Origin of the sequence: Arthrobacter sp. UYCu712, from assembly GCF_040547005.1 — a bacterium.
In the GTDB taxonomy this organism is placed as follows: Bacteria; Actinomycetota; Actinomycetes; order Actinomycetales; family Micrococcaceae; genus Arthrobacter.
In genome coordinates this window covers 1-15,968 of the sequence record NZ_JBEPOZ010000023.1, presented here as the reverse complement: position 1 = coordinate 15,968, position 15,968 = coordinate 1, and the positions used below count along the sequence as shown (strand labels likewise).

Sequence of the window (15,968 nt, the reverse complement as noted above, 5' to 3'; positions counted from 1 at the left end):
TAGGCGCTCGACGCCGGGCTCAGCCCTCGGCGCTCATCGACTGGATCAGCGCCAGTTGCCCGCCTACGCCGATATATCCACGCCCGGCAGTAAGCGCCACAGGCGCCTTTCTTGGGAGTACCGCGCCCAGCAGCTCGCCGTCGTAATCTACATCCGGTTGCAGCAGCACGCCCAAGCGGGATTTGCGGAGCGTCTTGGTCCAGTGGCTGTACAGCCCGCGGAGATCCGCGGCCCGTCCGGCCGCAATGACGCACAGCCCCGGCTGCCCGGAGGTCACGACCCCCGCGATGGATTGATCGGCGTCCTCGAAGCGCTCCGCGTCGTCGATCAGCAGAAACACTGGGCCGCGCTCCAGCCGCAAGGAGGCCAACAGGGCAGGCACCTCGTCCGTGCCTACAGCCACGCGATCCAGACCGGCGAGGGCCAAGGGCGAGCGACGATCGCAGATGCCCCACACCTGCGCTGGTCCCCGGGACGTGGCAGTGCCACGCAGGGCTGCAGCCAGGGCAAGCAACAGCGTGGACTTACCCGAACGGGCGGGCCCGGCGACGAGCGCGTGCTCCCCCTCGTAGATCTCCAGGAACGCAGGGGCGAGGTTCGCCTCCTGTATTCCCACCGGGATGAGCCAAGGCTCTGCCTCCAGCCGGGGCTCCACGCCCAGCTCCAGCATCGTGACGTCGGAGGGCAGGCGCCTGATCGCCTGGGTCTTCGCGGGCGCATGCGCCCAGTCCTGCCGCACACGATCCACCGCAGCCTCGACCCCGATGCCGGGCGTGGCCACATGCATCTGGAGCGAGGTGCGGGGATCCACGCAGCGTCCAGGAAGAGCAGCAGGGATCTCCCTGCCCCGGACGCCGAGCGAGGAGTAGTCGTAGGAGTCCGCCAGCCGGAAGAGCCACTTCTGCAAGGTCACCTCGTTTATGGCCGAGGGCACCGCCTTGGCGCGCGTGGTGGAGACCGCGAAGGACAGTCCCAGCGCCGGGCCGTCCGCGTAGGCCCGGTACAGCAAAGAAAGAAGCTGCTGCCCTTCGAAATCCTGGAACTCGTCCCGCAGCGAGGCCAGGCCGTCCAGCAGCACCACTGTGCGGCGGTGCCTGCCAGGGTCCGCACGGCGGCTCTCCAGCTCGGTGTGCAGGTGCCGCAGGAAGCGGGCCTGCTGCTCCTTGGCGCCGGCACCGGTTCCCACATACGCCACGGTGTGCGGCAGTCCTTCGAGCGCCTCGAGCTCACGGGAGCCCAAGTCGAGGATCATCAGGTCCAGCTCGGCCGGATCGGCGTCCTTCGCCAGTGTCAGCGCGATCGAGGCCAGCGTGGTGCTCGTGCCGGAGCCGGCCACGCCCATGAGCATCAGGTTCCCCATGGACATGTCCCACCCCGCCGCGGACTGGCGCTGCAGCTCAGGCTCGTCCACGATGGCCACCAGGACAGAGGAGCCCCGGACGGCGCCCACCATCGGAAGGAGCCGGGGTGCCGGGTCGGTGGGAGAGCCGGACGGTTCGGCAGGGAAACCGCCGTCCGGCTGAGGGAGAAAACCCTCAAGCTCCACACGCTCGCCCAAGGCCTCCGGCCAGACCTGCCGCGGCTGGGCGTACCCTGCCTCGGCGTTGGCTTCGACAACCGCGTCGATGAGGAGGTCCAGGTCGTTCTCGTCCACGGACGCAGACCGCGGTGGCGCCGCCGCGGGCACGGGGACGCCGAACCGGCGTATCTCGCGCACGTCCACGGCGGTGCCGCCTCCGAGCTGCGCCCGTCCGGTCACGAGGGCTGTCTGCACGGGTGTGATGTCGTCCTGGCCCAGTTTCACAAATGCGCGGCCCATCTGGGCCCGGCCGATCGCCGAGGCGGCGGGCACACCGATGACATTGTTGGAGTCGTCGCGGCTCTGCACGCGCAGGGCCACCCGGAGGTTCGTGTTCGCGAGGATGTCGTCGCTGACGACGCCGGCCGGGCGCTGTGTTGCAAGGATCATGTGTACACCCAGGGTGCGGCCCACTGCACCCACGCTGACGAGCGCCTTGAGCACGTCCGGGAAGTCCTTGGCAAGCATGGCAAACTCGTCGATCACGAGCAGCAGCCGGGGCATGGGCTCGGCCGGGTTGGTGGCCAGATAGGCGGTCAGGTTGTCGATGCCCTCGCCGGCCTCCGCGAAGACCCTCTGGCGGCGCTCCATCTCCGCCTCCAGGGCCCGGAGGGCACGGTCGGCGAGCTGCTCATCCAGATTGGAGATGGTGCCGATGGTGTGCGGAAGGCGTTCGCATGCTTTGAAGGCGGCCCCGCCTTTGAAGTCGACGAGGATGAAGTTCAGGCGGGTCGGATCGTTGCGTGCCGCGAGGCCGGCCACGAGCGAGCGGAGGAACTCGGACTTGCCGGAGCCGGTGGTGCCGCCGACCAGGCCGTGCGGGCCGTCCTTGACCAGGTCCAGGGTCAGGGTGCCATTCTCCCCTGTGCCGATCGGCGTGGAGACTCCGGTCGAGGCCTGCCACAAGCGACGGATCGTGGTCGCGTCCGGGCGGTCGTAGCCCAGGAGCCCGGGCAGCCGCACGAGCGGGGGCAGGGAGGCCCCGGGCACGCTCAGCTCCGGATCATCGAAGTGCGCCACGCGCATGGCGCAGCGCAGGGCCTCCTCCTGGTCCAGGCCCGCCAGGATGACGTCCTCCACGCGGGTCAGGTCCTCCGGCTGGTCCACAGTGGCCGCGGCGTCCTCCCCCACCCTGATGATCGTGGTGCAGGAGGCCGGCAACTGCTCCTCCGAGGTCGCGATGACGATGCCCGCCACCCGTGACGGGCGCTGCTGCGGGTTTACATGGACCCCTGGCATGGACCGGCCCGTGCCGAGCAGCGCGCGTGCCGGGGCATCCCTGCCCTCCGTGAGCACCTCGGAGTCCAGGACCACCAGCAACGCCGGTGTGGGCAACTCCTGGACGGCGTCCTTGAGCGTACGCAGCATGGCGACGCTCGTCTCACGGTGCGCGGACATCCACCGTTCCCCTGTGCTGCTGCCGGCCTGGCGCGTATGCGGCAGCCACGAGGCCCACTCCCACTCGTCAGCGCGCCCGGCGTCGCAGAAGACGCCGACGGTCAGGTCCGCTGGACCCACGTGCACCGCGGCCTGGGCCAGGAGGGACCGCGCGAGCGCCAGAGCCTCCTCTCGCGGCCCCACGATGCCCACCACGCCAGCGTCGGTCAGGTCCACGAGCACGGGCGCGGCCTGCAGGCGGGCGACCGCGAGGGAGTCTTTCACCCTCTCGTCTATCCGCGATCCGGCTGTGCGGTCCACCTCGGGCTTCCAGGGGACGTCACCTGTGCCGGCGTGCAGTGCCAGGAAATCGTCGTCGCCTGCGCGCCGCTGCCACAACGACGTGGCTGGGAGCGCGGGGCGCCGGACTACGGTCGCGGGATCGGGGATCATCCGATGACGTCGTGCGGTCTCCGTCGCTGCAGCTGTGCGGACCTGCTGCTCGAACTCCCGGAGCGCCCCGGCGAAGCGCTCGTCCTCTTCCTTGAGGCCCCGTCCGTGACGGCGCTTCTGTTCGAACCACATGCCCACGGCCATCACCGGGCTGAGCATGGCGAACATCGCGAAGCGTAGATCCCCCAGGATCAAGACCATCGCCCCCGCCATCACGAGGGGCGCCAGCACCGTGATGTAGCTGAATTTGCTGGCTGGCGGCACGTCCTTGCGGCTCGGCGGGACCAGAGGGTCGCCCGCCCAGGCCTGCCCGGGGCGAGGAGGCCGGTTGAACGGGGCTGTCGCCGCCGGTGTGAGGTTGTGCAAGCTGCCGGGCGCCGGGGCGGGCGTCTCGTCCAGGGACCGGCGCAGGAGGAGCACCGTGCCGCCCGCCGTGATCGTGGCAGTTTCGTTGACCAGGACCCCGTCCTCCCCGACCGGTTCGCCATTGACGAGGGTGCCGTTCGTGGACCCACCATCCAGCACCCGTAGGCCGTCCTCTTCCCGGCGCAGTCGGCAGTGGTCCCATGACGCGCTCTCGGTGGGAAGGCTCAGATCGGCGTGCGGGGACCGGCCGATGAGCATCTCGCGCCCTTGCGGAACGTCAGTCACACCGCCGGTGCGCTGGCCGCCGGCGAGCGTCACGCTCCAGCCGCGCACGCGCTGCGGAGTCTGCCACGGCGCCCGCGAGATGCGGCTGCCCTCCAGGAAGATCAACTCCGAGACGGGGGTGGAACCACGCACTTCTGCGTCGTTCACGAACACCGCCTCATCAGGAGCCAGCCGCGGGCCGCCGGCGGTCTCCACGAAGTCTGCCAGCGTCGTGGCCGGCGCGGCGTGAGCGACCTCGCATTCAAAGCGACGTTCGTCCAGGTCGATCAGCACGCGCACCGGGGCGCTCCTTCCGTGGTGAAATGGTGACCCGACGGCTCAGGGCGGGCCGGGGACAAGTGGTCAGGGTGTTGCCGGTGCCGGCGCCGGCACCCAGACGAGCCGCGGCGCGTCCTCGTCCGGCGGGCGCAGGCCCAGGTCCTGGGAAGAAGCGTAGACCGGGACTGTTTCCGCGGTCAGCGCCCCGGAGCGTGAGAAGTCCAGCCCCGGCCCGGCGAGGCCCTCACCAGGGCCGAACGACATAGTCCGCAACGCCACGCCGACTTTTGACGGATCACCGCTGCCAGCCAGCGCGGCCGCCCGCACGAGGGCGACGACCGCGTCGTGGCTGCCTGAGTCCGCCGCCCATGCGTCGGCGGAGAACGGGGCGTCGTCCGTCAAGTTCTTGACCTCCGGGTCGCCGGACGCCAGGCGCACGGCGGAGAGGAATGCGGACATCCCGCGCCCCTGGGCGTCCTGCTGGAGCGCCGCCGCATCGCCGCCGGCCGGGGCAACACTGACCAGCTGCCCGGAGGCGGCGCCGTCGAGTTCGGAGAGCGTGGAGGCGAAGGCCGGGGCAGTAGCGCCGACCGGAATGACGACGGGGACGGACACATCGCGGGACTGCAGGGCCTGGACCAGCCGAGCCAGCCGCTGCGGGGTGGCGGCCGAGACGACCACGGCGTCCGCGGGCTCGGCGACCCTCGTGGACTCGGCGCCTGCGGGGGCGCCCTCGGCAGGCGGGCGCAGCTGGTCGCCTGTTTGAATGGCGGCCTCCTGGGCCAGGTCCGTCACTTGTTCGAAGCCGTCGAGGCTGAGGGTCTGCGCGATCCCGACCGAGGGTGGGATCTCGCCGCCGTCCACGACGAGCAGCACCCTGTTCTTGCCGTTCAGCGCGGTTTGAAGGGCGGCCTCGGCGGATACGCCCGATGGCACCGTGGTCCAGGTGGTCTGCACGGGGTCCGACGGTTGCGCGTAAGGCAGGATCACCGGGAGGCCGAGCTCCTCGGCGGTCTTGGCCGCGGCCCGGGCCTGCGGACCCGTGGTCGCCACGACGACACCCGATGCTCCCTGCTCGGCGAGCGCGCGGACGGCGGCGCGGGCGCCGTCCTCCGTGCCGCCGTCGTTCTGGGCCGAGAGGGCGACGGCGGCGCCGCCCTGGGCGAAGCGCTGTGCGGCAACGATCGCGCCCTGCGCCGCCCGGTTGAACTCGGAGCCGGGCTCGCCGGACTGGCCCAGTGTGAGGACGACGCCGATGGAGAAGTTCTTCGGCAAGCCCTCGGCCTTCAGCTCAACAGGAACCGTCGCGGCTACCGGATCAGGCCGAGGCGCATCCTTGGGGCGGTTCAGCGTCAATGTCAGGGCGAGCGCAGCCGCGACAACGACAGCGGCCCCCGCGACGATCAGGGTCATGAGCCTGCTGCGGGAGCTCACGCGGCGCCGCCGATCTTCAGCGTGTACAGGGTCTGCGACGTCGCGCCGTCCGGCACCTCGAGGTGGAACGGCGGCAGTTCGTCGACGGCCGTGAGTGATGCTTTGAACTGTGCCTGGCGCAGCATTAGCCCGGCCACGTCCCGGGACCGGATGTTGGCATAGCCCTCAGCATTTTGGGATGCCAGTGCCAGCTGATAGTCAGCGGTACCGGCTTTGGCGGCGCTTGTGGCCATGGAGCCGAGCAGGCCGGATCCGTTCACCGAGCGGTCGCCCAAGTCAAGCATCACCTTGTTGAGGCTTGAGGACAGCAGGGCTCTGGCGCCGTCGACGTCACGGGTCGAGCCGGATGTGCCGGCGGCGATGCTCGCGAGCGAGGACTGCGTGCTCTTGGCCAGGGACGCGGCCAGGGCGTCGCTCTGCTCGAGCAGCTCATCCCGCTGCTTGTTCACCGTTCCCTCGGCGTCGTTCACCACCTCGTCCGATGTGGACTTCAAGCCAGAGATGGAGCGGTTGAATGCCGTGATCACGGCTTCGGAGCTCGCGCCGCCGATCTCGGCGACTTGGCGCACTTGCACGTCCACGGTCTTGTAGACCTCGGCGGCGGTCTCGGCCGAGACTTCACGGAGAGACTCCTTGATCTTGTCGCCGAGCCCGTCCTGCTGCTCCTTCAGCTTCGCGAGCGTCATGCCGACACGGCCAGAAGACTCGATCGCGTCGCCGAGACTGTCGTTCAGGTCCTCGAGCTCGCGCCTCGTGCTCGTGACCTTGCCCGTGGCGGCACGGTCGAGCGCCTTAGTGGCCTCGTTGATCGCGTCCAGCTTGGCGTCGATGTCCTCGATTCTGGTCTCCAGGTCAGTGAACGCCTGGCTGATCGCCTGGTCCGGGGCGGTGGTGTCGGTGGCCGCGAGGACCCCGTCCCATGCGGCTGTCTGGGCCTCCAGCCGTGCGTCCAGCGGGTCCTTGAACCCGTTCGGTGGGCGCAGCTCCTCCGCCGGCTTTTCGTTGTCAGCCGTGGGCTCACACGGAACGGCCGTCAGGTAGGAGCGCAGCTGCTCGACATTTTGGGCGGATAGCCGGCCCGCGCGGGGGAAGCCGCCGTCGGCCATCTCGCATAGCTCGTCGGCGAGCCGCTGGTTCTGCTGCATCATCGAACCCTTCAAAAGCGAGCCGTCGCCCACCTCGCTCCTCGCGCCCTTCGCAGTCTTCTCGACGTCGATCAGCTTCGCCCGCAGGCCGTCGATTCTGTCGCGGACCGCCGCAACCGCTTCGCGGGTCGCGGCGGCGGAGGCCCGGGCGGATTGGATCGCCTTGTCCACGTTTGCGAGGGCCGTCTTGTAGTCCTCGGGGGTCTCCGCGCCGTCGAGGATCGCAGCGAAATCGGCACGCACCTGCTCCAGCGTGACGGTGGAGGCCTCCTGATCCTTGATCGCGCCCTCGACCACCTGCGGCTGCAGGTCCGCCACGAGCTCGTCGCCCTTCTTCATCAGGCCCAGCAGCGCCCCGGTGACGGTCACGGCGGAGCCGTAGAGGGAGCAGGTCATCGAGCCCTGCTCTGCGCATTCCTCCGCCGTGGGGTTCTCGGGGCCCATGGTGGCTCGTATTGCGCCCGCTACGGTGTCACGGCAGCCCGCGCTTACCTTCGCGTAGGCGTCGAGCTGCGAGGCCATGGTCAGGACACTGGAGTAGACCGTGGCCGCCTTCTCCGACTTAGGCACGTCGGCCGAGCAGCCGTCGCCGTTGATTGGGGTTGTCGTGGCTACGGCCGAGGTGTCGCCCAGCATAGCGTCCACCGCGGAGACGGTCTGCTTCAGCTGCGACGCCGTCGTGGACTGCGTTGTCTTCGTTGCGCTCTCCAAGTCTGCGCCGAGATTCTTCAGCTGCTCCTTCAGTGCCACCATGGTTGCCGCCAGGGCCTTGGAGTTGTCGCCCAGCTCGCCCGCGGTCTTCGCACCCAGGGTCTGAGAGGTTACCTGCAGGTTCCGCCGAACATCTGTGATGGTGGATCCGGCCTTAGTCAGCACAGTGTTGACGTCCGACACCAGCGAGATGGTCCGGCGTTGCAGCGCCATCTCGGAGCCCGTGCCAGAGGAGAACGCGCCGGCGAGGACGCCATCCGCGCTGAGGTCGGTGTTGAGGCCCGGCTGGATCGCCACGTCGAAAGCAGGGACCTGGAAGTCCTTGACGTCAGCGACGAGGCGCAGGGTGGTACTCGCACCGGAACGCGGCGGGGCCAACACGGTGGCCCATTGCACGACGGTGGCGCCGTCCTCGGTGCTGCTCAGAACGCCGTTGGTGCCCGTTCCGCCGTCCGCGGAGCCCGCGGTGACGTCGCCGGCCCGCACACCGGTGAGCCTCGTTGAGGCGGCTATAGTCAGCGGGGCGCCCACAAGGGCGGTGTCGGAGCGGGTCTGGCCCGCGGCATCGTAGTGGATGACCCGCGGCTTGACTGTGAGGTTCTCCAGTGTCAGGTCGATCTCGACCGGCCCGGTGTGGCCTTGAAGCTCAGAGAGGTCGGAGCCGGACTTCTCCCCGGCCCGGTACTGCAGGCTCACTCGCACCGGCAGTTGGCCCACCACCTGGGCGGGGTCGTATTTCGTGTCCGCCGAGGAGGAGTCGCCAGCCGCGGACACGGAGATGGTGGTGCCATCTATCGTCTCAACTCCGGCGGCCGGAGACAGGCCCACGCGCACGCTCTGCAGGAGCTTGACCGGGTTGTCCACAGATTTCGGCTCCGGGGCCTGGCTGCACGACGTCGTCGCGATCAGCCCCAGGGCGACAAGGACGGCGCCCAGCGCCCGGCCCGGCGCAATGCGGCGCCCTGGGGTGTGCTGGTGCGTGTTAGTCCGTCTGGGCATGATGGTCCCTTTTCTGTTCGCTGTGCCTCCAGCATGATACGGGGTTGCGCTCGCGAATGGACTAATTGCGGCTTGTAGGAGCACGGGCGTGACTTGGGCCGCTCATGATCTTTCATAATAATCTATCCTTTTGTTGGATTTATTGACGGGTGTTGGTAGCGTCGGCAGCGTCTGGTCGCCGGCGGTTAAGTGTCCGGCGGAGAAGCGGTTATCTCTTGGGAGGAATTTCTATGTCTCGTGTGTTGTCTACTGAACAAGCGAAGGCTGCGATTGGGCAGGTGCAGTCGATCATTAACGGCGGTTTCACGGATCAGATCTCGGCGCTGGATGCGCAGGGACGGGTCTTGTCGGATCCGAATATCTGGGATGGTCCTTTGGCTGCACAGTTCCGTGGTTCGACGTGGCCGGAGACGAAAGCTGCTTTGGACAAGGCCAGGGAAGAGCTGGAGCAGTTGCGGGGGCAGTTGCAGAAGATCTCGCAGGACATCTTCTCCGCTGGCGGCGGCGCCTGAGCCTGTACGTGAGTGTGTGAGGGCCGGGTAGTCGCGCCGCTCTGGTGAGCGGGCGGTTACCTGGCTATTGCACGGCTTTGGTCTTGTCGGCCGGTCAGGGTTTTCCCGGTCCGGTTTTTTTGGGTTTTCTTGGCCTGGTTTGAGTCTCTTTTCGGACCGTCCCCGCTCTGGTGTTGTCTTTCCCGGGCGGGTGCCAGTCCTGTTGTTGTGTTGATGGTTTGTTCTGCTTTTTCCAGTTTTTCCAGTGGGGGGCCTTGGTTGTGACCGAGTTCGTTGAGATGCCGATGTTGCCGGCTTCAGATGCTTCTGATGGTGGGCGGTTCAGCTATGCCGTGGCCGGGTCGGTGAGGTCGGCCTTCGAATCAGCGGCGTCGCGGCTTGAGGAGCACTCAGGTTCCCGGGCGACGTACGTCGCCTCGGCGAAGGAGGACTTCAAGGGGCACTTCTCTGAGGTTTTCGAGGCCAACGCTGCCACCGCGAAGAACGACGCGAAAGCGTTGGTGTCGGAATTGCGGACGGTGGCCGGTTACGTGGGCCAGATGATCGAGGCGGCGCATCAAGAAGATGCCCGGCGCGAGAAGAATAATGAATGGGTCCGGGAACACAACGACCGCAATGGGTGGGAGCAATTCACAGATTGGTTTGGCGGTGAGGAAGCGAGGCCGAACGCGGCGCCGGGGAAGGCTCCGACGTTCGCCGCGGCCCGGGCCAGCACGGGGTCCCGCAATACCACGCCGCCCGGCGGCGGATACGGGGGTGGGACGTCCTCGGCGCGGCCGGCCAATCTGCGGACCTTCGCTGCGAACTCCCGTGGTCTGGATGACGGGTTGGCCTCGGCTCCGGGCACGTTGGCGGGGCACCTGTCCTCGTTCGAGTCCAGCTGCTACTGGGGATCGATTGAGGCCTCGGGGGTTTTGAGCGCCTACCGGACGTATCTGACGGCCAACGATGACGACGCGAAATGGGCGGTCATTGTCGCGGACGCGTTTGCGGCCGCGGGCGGTGAGGGAAACGTCTCTACTGTCTCGGACGCGGCCGTGAATGAGGCCCTGGCAGCGGCCGGCGTGAGCGCGAACCGGTCGGCGCTGGTGATCGATCCGCCGAAGGCGGCGGGCGCAATGCCCACGAGCGGGTACGCGAATGATCCCGTGAACACCGCGACGGGGAACTTCATCGAGCCGGAATCGGATCTGGGGTTCGCCGGGGTTGCCTCCAACGTGGTGCTTTCCCGGATGTACAACTCGCTGGCGTCGGGTCTGGAGACGCCCGGGGTGTTTGGTCCGGGGTGGGCCTCGGTTCTGGATCAGTACCTCAGGGTCTCGGATGAAGGCTGCCGGTGGGTGATGGCCGACGGCCGGGCCGTGGACTTTCCGCGCGAGGGGGCTGGCTGGGGCCGTGGGATGGGCGAGAATTATTGGCTGACCCGCGAGCCCGCACAAGCGGCCGACCTGGCGGAGCTGGGCTCCGTTCCGGAGGGCACGTCCGAGGTCCTGGTGGTCCGGGACAACCAGGGCGCCTGGTGGGCTTACAGCACCGCCGGCGTGTGGCTCGGTGCCGGGTCAGGGCCCGGCCGGACGGTGTCCGTCCTCCGGGAACGGCCGGAAACGTCGGCCGACGGCGTGGCTGCCGGCAGTGCCGGACGGGTGAGCCGGCTGGCGCATGTGCGCGGCCGTTTCCTTGACGTCGAGTACGTGAACGGGCTCGTTGCCGCGGTGCGGGCGTCGGACGGGCGCCGGGTCGAGTACGAATACGACTCCGCCGGAAGGCTGACGTGTGTGACAACCGAGCTTGGGACACGCAAGTACCGGTGGAATGAGCAGGGCCTGATAGAGGCTGTGGTCTCTGCCGCGGGTGTCCTTGAGGCAGAGAACACCTATGACGAACACGGCCGGGTTGTGCTGCAGGTGACCCAGCATGGGCGCCGGACCAGGTTCGCGTATTTGCCGGGCCGGGTAACGGCCGTTTCGGATGAGGACGGCACCCGCTCGAACTCGTGGATCGCGGACGCGAAGGGCCGCCTGGTCGGCGTGCTCGATTCCCATGATCAGCGTCAGTCCATGGCGTATGACGGCCACGGAAACCTGGTGTCCTTCACGGAACGCGACGGATCCGTCACGGTGAATGCCTACGACGCCCGGGGCCGGAAGATCCGGACCGTGACCCCGGAGGGTGCGGACCTCACGTACGGCTGGGATGAGCAGGACCGCATCACCACCCTGGTGACGGAGTCCGGGTCGGTCGTCTCCTATGAGTACGCCGATGAGGTGTCGCGGGACCCCTCGGTAATCCTGGACCCGCTGGGCGGGCGCACCGAGCTGGTGTGGCGGAACGGGCAGCTGGCCCGGGTAGTGGACCCGGCCGGAGTGTCGATCGGCTTTGACTACGACGGGTTTGGCGACCTGGTCTCGACCCGGAACGCGGCCGGGGACGTCGCGAGGATCGTCCGTGACCATGCTGGCCGCCCGGTTGCGGCGCTCAGCCCGTCCGGCGCCAAGACCCGTTTCGTCCATGACGGTGCGGGCCTGCTGGTGCGGCGTGAGGACCCGGACGGCGCCGTCTGGACCTTCGAATACGATTCAGCAGGGCGGACGACGGCGTTCGTCGCCCCGGACGGCGGGCGGACCGAACTCGAATACGCCGTCAACGGTGAACTGGTCCGAACTGTCGACCCGTTGGGCCGGGCCCTTGAGCGGATGTTCGACGAGCTCGGCAACGTCACCGGCGCGGTGCTGCCCGACGGCGCCCGCTGGGGCTTTGTCCATGACTCGCTGTCCCGGCTGGTCGGGCTCACGGACCCGGCCGGCCATGACTGGGTGCGCGAGTACGACAAGGTCGGTGCCCTGACCGCCGTCGTCGACCCCACCGGGGTCCGCGCGGACGCCACGACGGACCGCAGGGCCGGCACGGCCACCCTGACGGACGCGTTTGCGTCCTCGACGTACAGCTTTGACGAGTACGGGCGCCCCACGCAGGTCCAGGGCGCGGACGGCTCCGCCGAGCTTGTCTCCTACGATGCGGCCGGGAACCCGGTGGAGCTCGTCGACGGCGAAGGCGGCCTGACGGTCCTGGGCCGTGACGTGGCCGGGAAGATTACCTCGATCACGTCTCCCGCCGGCGCCGTCACCAGGTATGAGTACGACGGCTGCGGACGGCCCTGGAAAACCACGGACCCGCTCGGCGCGGTCACGGAACTGGCCTACGACGCCGACCAGCGGGTCACCGCCCGGACCCTGCCCACGGGCGAGGTCGAGACCTTCGAGTACGACCCGTGCGGGCGGCTCCTGACCCGCAATACTCCCGGCCAGGGCGTTTCCCGGTACGGCTACGACAAAGCCGGGCGGCTGAGCTTCTCCCAGGATTCCTGGTACGGCACCCGCAGGTTCAAATACAACACCGCCGGGGAACTGACCGAGACCGTCAACGGCGTCGGCGGCCGGACCCGGTTCGAGTACGACGTCCGCGGGCGCCTGGTCCGCATCACCGATCCGCTGGGCGGGGTGACCACCCGCACCTACACGGCCACGGACTTGGTCGATTCCGTCACCGACGCGCTCGGCCGGGCGACCACGGCTACTTATGACGCGGCCGGGCGGCAGCTCTCCCAGACCGACCCGGACGGGCACACCACCACCTGGACGTACGATTCGGCAGGCCGCGAATCCTCAACCTCGTTCGACGGGAAGCTGCTGGCCGCCGTCGAGCGTGACCTGATCCGCCGCCGCATGATCATCACCGACTACACGGGTGCCGACGGGCTGGCGGTGGAGCACGAGCTGGCGTTTGACCGGCGCGGGCAGCTGACCTCCCGCACCCGCGGGACCGGGCGAATGTCCTGGGAGTACGACGCCGACGGGAACCGCACCGGGTTCACCGACGCGCACGGAACTACCACCACGTATGTCCGGGATGCTGCGGGCCGGGTGACCGCCGTCAGCAACGCCCGGCTCGGGGAGGCCGTGTTCACCCACGACGCCTCGGGGCGTATCACCTCCGCCACCGCCGGGGATCTGGTCCAGGAATGGGCCTACCGCTACGGGAGCCTGTCCGAACACAGCCGCACCGACCGCACCGACCTTCGCTCGGCCGATGCCACCCTGATCGGCCGGGACGGGGACGGCCGGATCACGGCCCTGACCCGCGCTGGTGCCGTAACCCGGTACGGCTATGACGGGGCCGGGCAGATGGTCTCGGCAGCCACTACCCGGAACGGGGACGCGGATATTTCGGCGCCGACTTCCGTGCCGGCTTCCGTCTCGGAGTGGGTGTACGACGCCGGCGGGCGCCTTGTCCGCGAATCCACGCCGGCCTGCTCCCGGGCCTACGAGTACGACGCCGCGGGACAACTCCTTGCCATCACTGACGCGGACGGTACCCGGACGGAGTACGTCCATGACGGGCTGGGGCGCCGTACCCGGCTGATCCGCCCGGACGGGTCCTGGACGGAGTATGCGTGGGGCCAGACCGGCCAGCTGAAGAGCGTTGCCGGCCGCACGCCCGACGGCATGGACACCTCCCGGCATGAGCTGTGGGTGGATGCCCTCGGCGAGCTGGCTGCCATCGATGGTTCGGAACTGTGGTGGGACACCGCCAACCCGATCCCCACCCTCACATGCATCGGTGGCGACCAGAGTCTGTCCTTGCCTGGTGGCGTCACCGGTATCGGCGAGGCGTGGACGGCGCCGGGCTGGCGCGCTGCCCGCCCCACCGACCAGAACGACCCCTGGGCCGTCATCGGCGCGGCGGTGGCCACCACACCGGAACCCGGCGTCGAGGGTATGGGTGCTGTCCCCGGTATAGGGGCAGTGTCGGGGCTTGCCAGTGCGCTGCCGGCCGGGATCACCCTGACCGGCAACGGCGGTCTGGACATCGCGGGCCTGGAATGGCTCGGGGTGCGGGCGTATGACCCGGCTACCCGTGGCTTCCTCTCCACCGACCCCCTCTCCCCCGTCCTCGGCGCGGGCTGGGACGGAAACCCCTACGCCTACGCCGGCAACAACCCACTCAATACCACCGACCCCACCGGGCTGCGTCCGCTCACCGATGACGAGCTGAAGGCCTACGATAAATCGGCCGGGAGCCACTGGGAATACGTCGTAGGTGGTCTGGCCGTTGTCGGCGGGGCTGCGCTGATGTTTGTTCCCGGCGGCCAGGTCGCGGGTATGGGGCTGATGAGTTTCGGCGCCGACGTGGTCATCCAAAAAGCGACAACGGGCAAGGTTAACTGGGCGCAATCGGCTGCTATGGGGGCAGTCGGGCTGTTAGGAGGTGGGGCGTTGACTGCCGGGCGCGCTGCCGCTGCGTCTGCGGCATCGGTTTCAAGACTCGGCAGCTACGTTGCTGTCAATGCGGGCGTCAATGGAGCAGCGGGTGGAGTTGGCGGCACTGTTACCTATCTCGCCAAAAACGGGGGCCGGATTGATAGCTGGCGGGGCCTCATCGGATCCGCAGCTGGCGGTGCAGTCAGCGGTGCTGTGGGCGGACTGGCGGGTCCGGCTGGTGGGACACTGGCCCGAGCTGGCGGTTACGGTGCTTATACGGTCACTGCCGCAGGCGCTAGGGCCACCGTCCAAGCGGTAGCAGCGAGGACAGCACTCGGAAGTGGGGGTGCGATCGCTGGCACGGTAACCGACAAATTCATTTCCAATGAACCGGTGAAAATTGAGGACGTAGGCTGGGCTGGCCTCACTGGCGGCTTGCTAACTTTTCTTCCGGGAGGACCGTCCGCGTCCAGTACACTTCAACAGGCTGCACGAACTAACGCCAGTACGCTGTCCGGGCTGGTGGGCCGGGGGCCCGCTTCCATAAAACTTATCCGCTCCGCCCTATTTGGAACGACAGCGGGTTCTGGGCTGGATATCGCCAAGTTCGTGTTTACTGGGAGTTAAGGTATGGAGAAATTAGTGAACAAGCGTGAATCTGCTCGACTCCGCGGACTGGACAAATCTCGTGACTTTCGGCTGCGAATGCTTATCCCCGGGATCTTCCTAATATTGCTGATTGTGCTCATTGGCTTTTTGCCAACCGCGGTCGTTATGCATGCCACGGCGATCGGGGTCATTGGGCTTCTGTCAGGTGGAGCGGTGGGACTTCTCACAGGAATTCGCGGACCGTCATGGCCTATTTACGTTCTGATCGTCGCTGGAATCGCTTTGCTGCTGGTGCTTCCTTCCCCCTGGCGGTCGCTCGCCCTTCTGAGCGTTCCAGTTTCGGCGCTAGGGTTCGCGATGGGTAAGGAAATTGCCTTTTACCGCTTTAACAGTAGTCATGAGGTTTCGGAAACTACGTGGGTGGTGGCCGGAGAAGCTCTCGCCGATGTTAAAGGTGCCAAGCTTATAGCTATCTCAAAGCTGAACGGCTGGGATAGCGTCCAGGACGGTCGTTTCGTCGTGTCTCTCGGGCACCGCCGCTTCGAAGCCTGGGGTTCCACGGTGGACGGATTCATCGTACATACGGCTCTCGATGCACGAGACCTTGCGAGAATGTCAGTGCTCACGCGCTTCCCTCACGAGGACGAAGAAGTCTCGATTGCCCTGGACGCGCACGGATTGCGCGCGTGGGTACCTCTCGGAGTTATGGTCCCCACCAATGTTGCGGCTGAGGCACTAGAGGGGTTTTTTGAAACCCAAGGGGCTTTGAGCCTCGACGGATGGAATTGGGAAAGTGGGGCGCAAGCCCAGGAGTTGCGCTTCTCCGACGAGGCCTCTTAGACCCTGAGGTTGTCCGCCGGCAACAACCCCCTGAATGCCACCGATCCTACTGGGGGGGGGGGGGGGGGGGGGGGGGGGCGGGGGGGGGGGGGGGGGGGGGGGGGGGGGGGGGGGGGGGGCGGGCGGGGGGCGGGGGGGGGGC

The 15,968-nt window shown here is 67.9% G+C and carries 6 protein-coding genes; 3 read left to right on the top strand and 3 right to left on the bottom strand.

Features of this window, described 5'->3' with window-relative positions; all coding sequences use genetic code 11:
* Positions 1 to 19: 19 nt before the first annotated feature.
* The 3 genes from ABIB51_RS18265 to ABIB51_RS18255 all read right to left on the bottom strand — a co-directional run bounded on the left by ABIB51_RS18265 (position 20) and on the right by ABIB51_RS18255 (position 8,607).
* Positions 20 to 4,339 carry a type VII secretion EssC family protein gene (locus tag ABIB51_RS18265; protein ID WP_354190567.1) on the bottom strand — a complete coding sequence of 1,440 codons (4,320 nt, stop codon included), beginning with the start codon at positions 4,337 to 4,339 and terminating at the stop codon, positions 20 to 22.
* A 63-nt stretch (positions 4,340 to 4,402) separates the two neighbouring features.
* Positions 4,403 to 5,752 (bottom strand): ABC transporter substrate-binding protein, encoded by a 1,350-nt coding sequence (locus ABIB51_RS18260; RefSeq protein WP_354190565.1) that lies wholly within the window; start codon positions 5,750 to 5,752, stop codon positions 4,403 to 4,405.
* On the bottom strand, positions 5,749 to 8,607 hold the full coding sequence (locus ABIB51_RS18255) for a hypothetical protein (protein WP_354190563.1): 2,859 nt from the start codon (positions 8,605 to 8,607) through the stop codon (positions 5,749 to 5,751). The genes ABIB51_RS18260 and ABIB51_RS18255 overlap by 4 nt, the downstream gene beginning before the upstream one ends.
* Before the next feature lie 230 nt (positions 8,608 to 8,837).
* On the opposite strand from ABIB51_RS18255, the gene ABIB51_RS18250 reads away from it, so the two are divergent.
* From ABIB51_RS18250 to ABIB51_RS18240, 3 genes are all read left to right on the top strand, one after another.
* On the top strand, positions 8,838 to 9,119 hold the full coding sequence (locus tag ABIB51_RS18250; RefSeq protein WP_354190561.1) for a pyrophosphorylase: 282 nt from the start codon (positions 8,838 to 8,840) through the stop codon (positions 9,117 to 9,119).
* Between the two features lie 260 nt (positions 9,120 to 9,379).
* Positions 9,380 to 15,004, top strand: a complete 5,625-nt coding sequence (locus tag ABIB51_RS18245) for a DUF6531 domain-containing protein (RefSeq protein ID WP_354190559.1) — start codon at positions 9,380 to 9,382, stop codon at positions 15,002 to 15,004.
* Positions 15,005 to 15,019: 15 nt separating this feature from the next.
* Positions 15,020 to 15,826 (top strand): hypothetical protein, encoded by an 807-nt coding sequence (locus tag ABIB51_RS18240; protein WP_354190557.1) that lies wholly within the window; start codon positions 15,020 to 15,022, stop codon positions 15,824 to 15,826.
* The last annotated feature ends 142 nt before the right edge of the window (positions 15,827 to 15,968 follow it).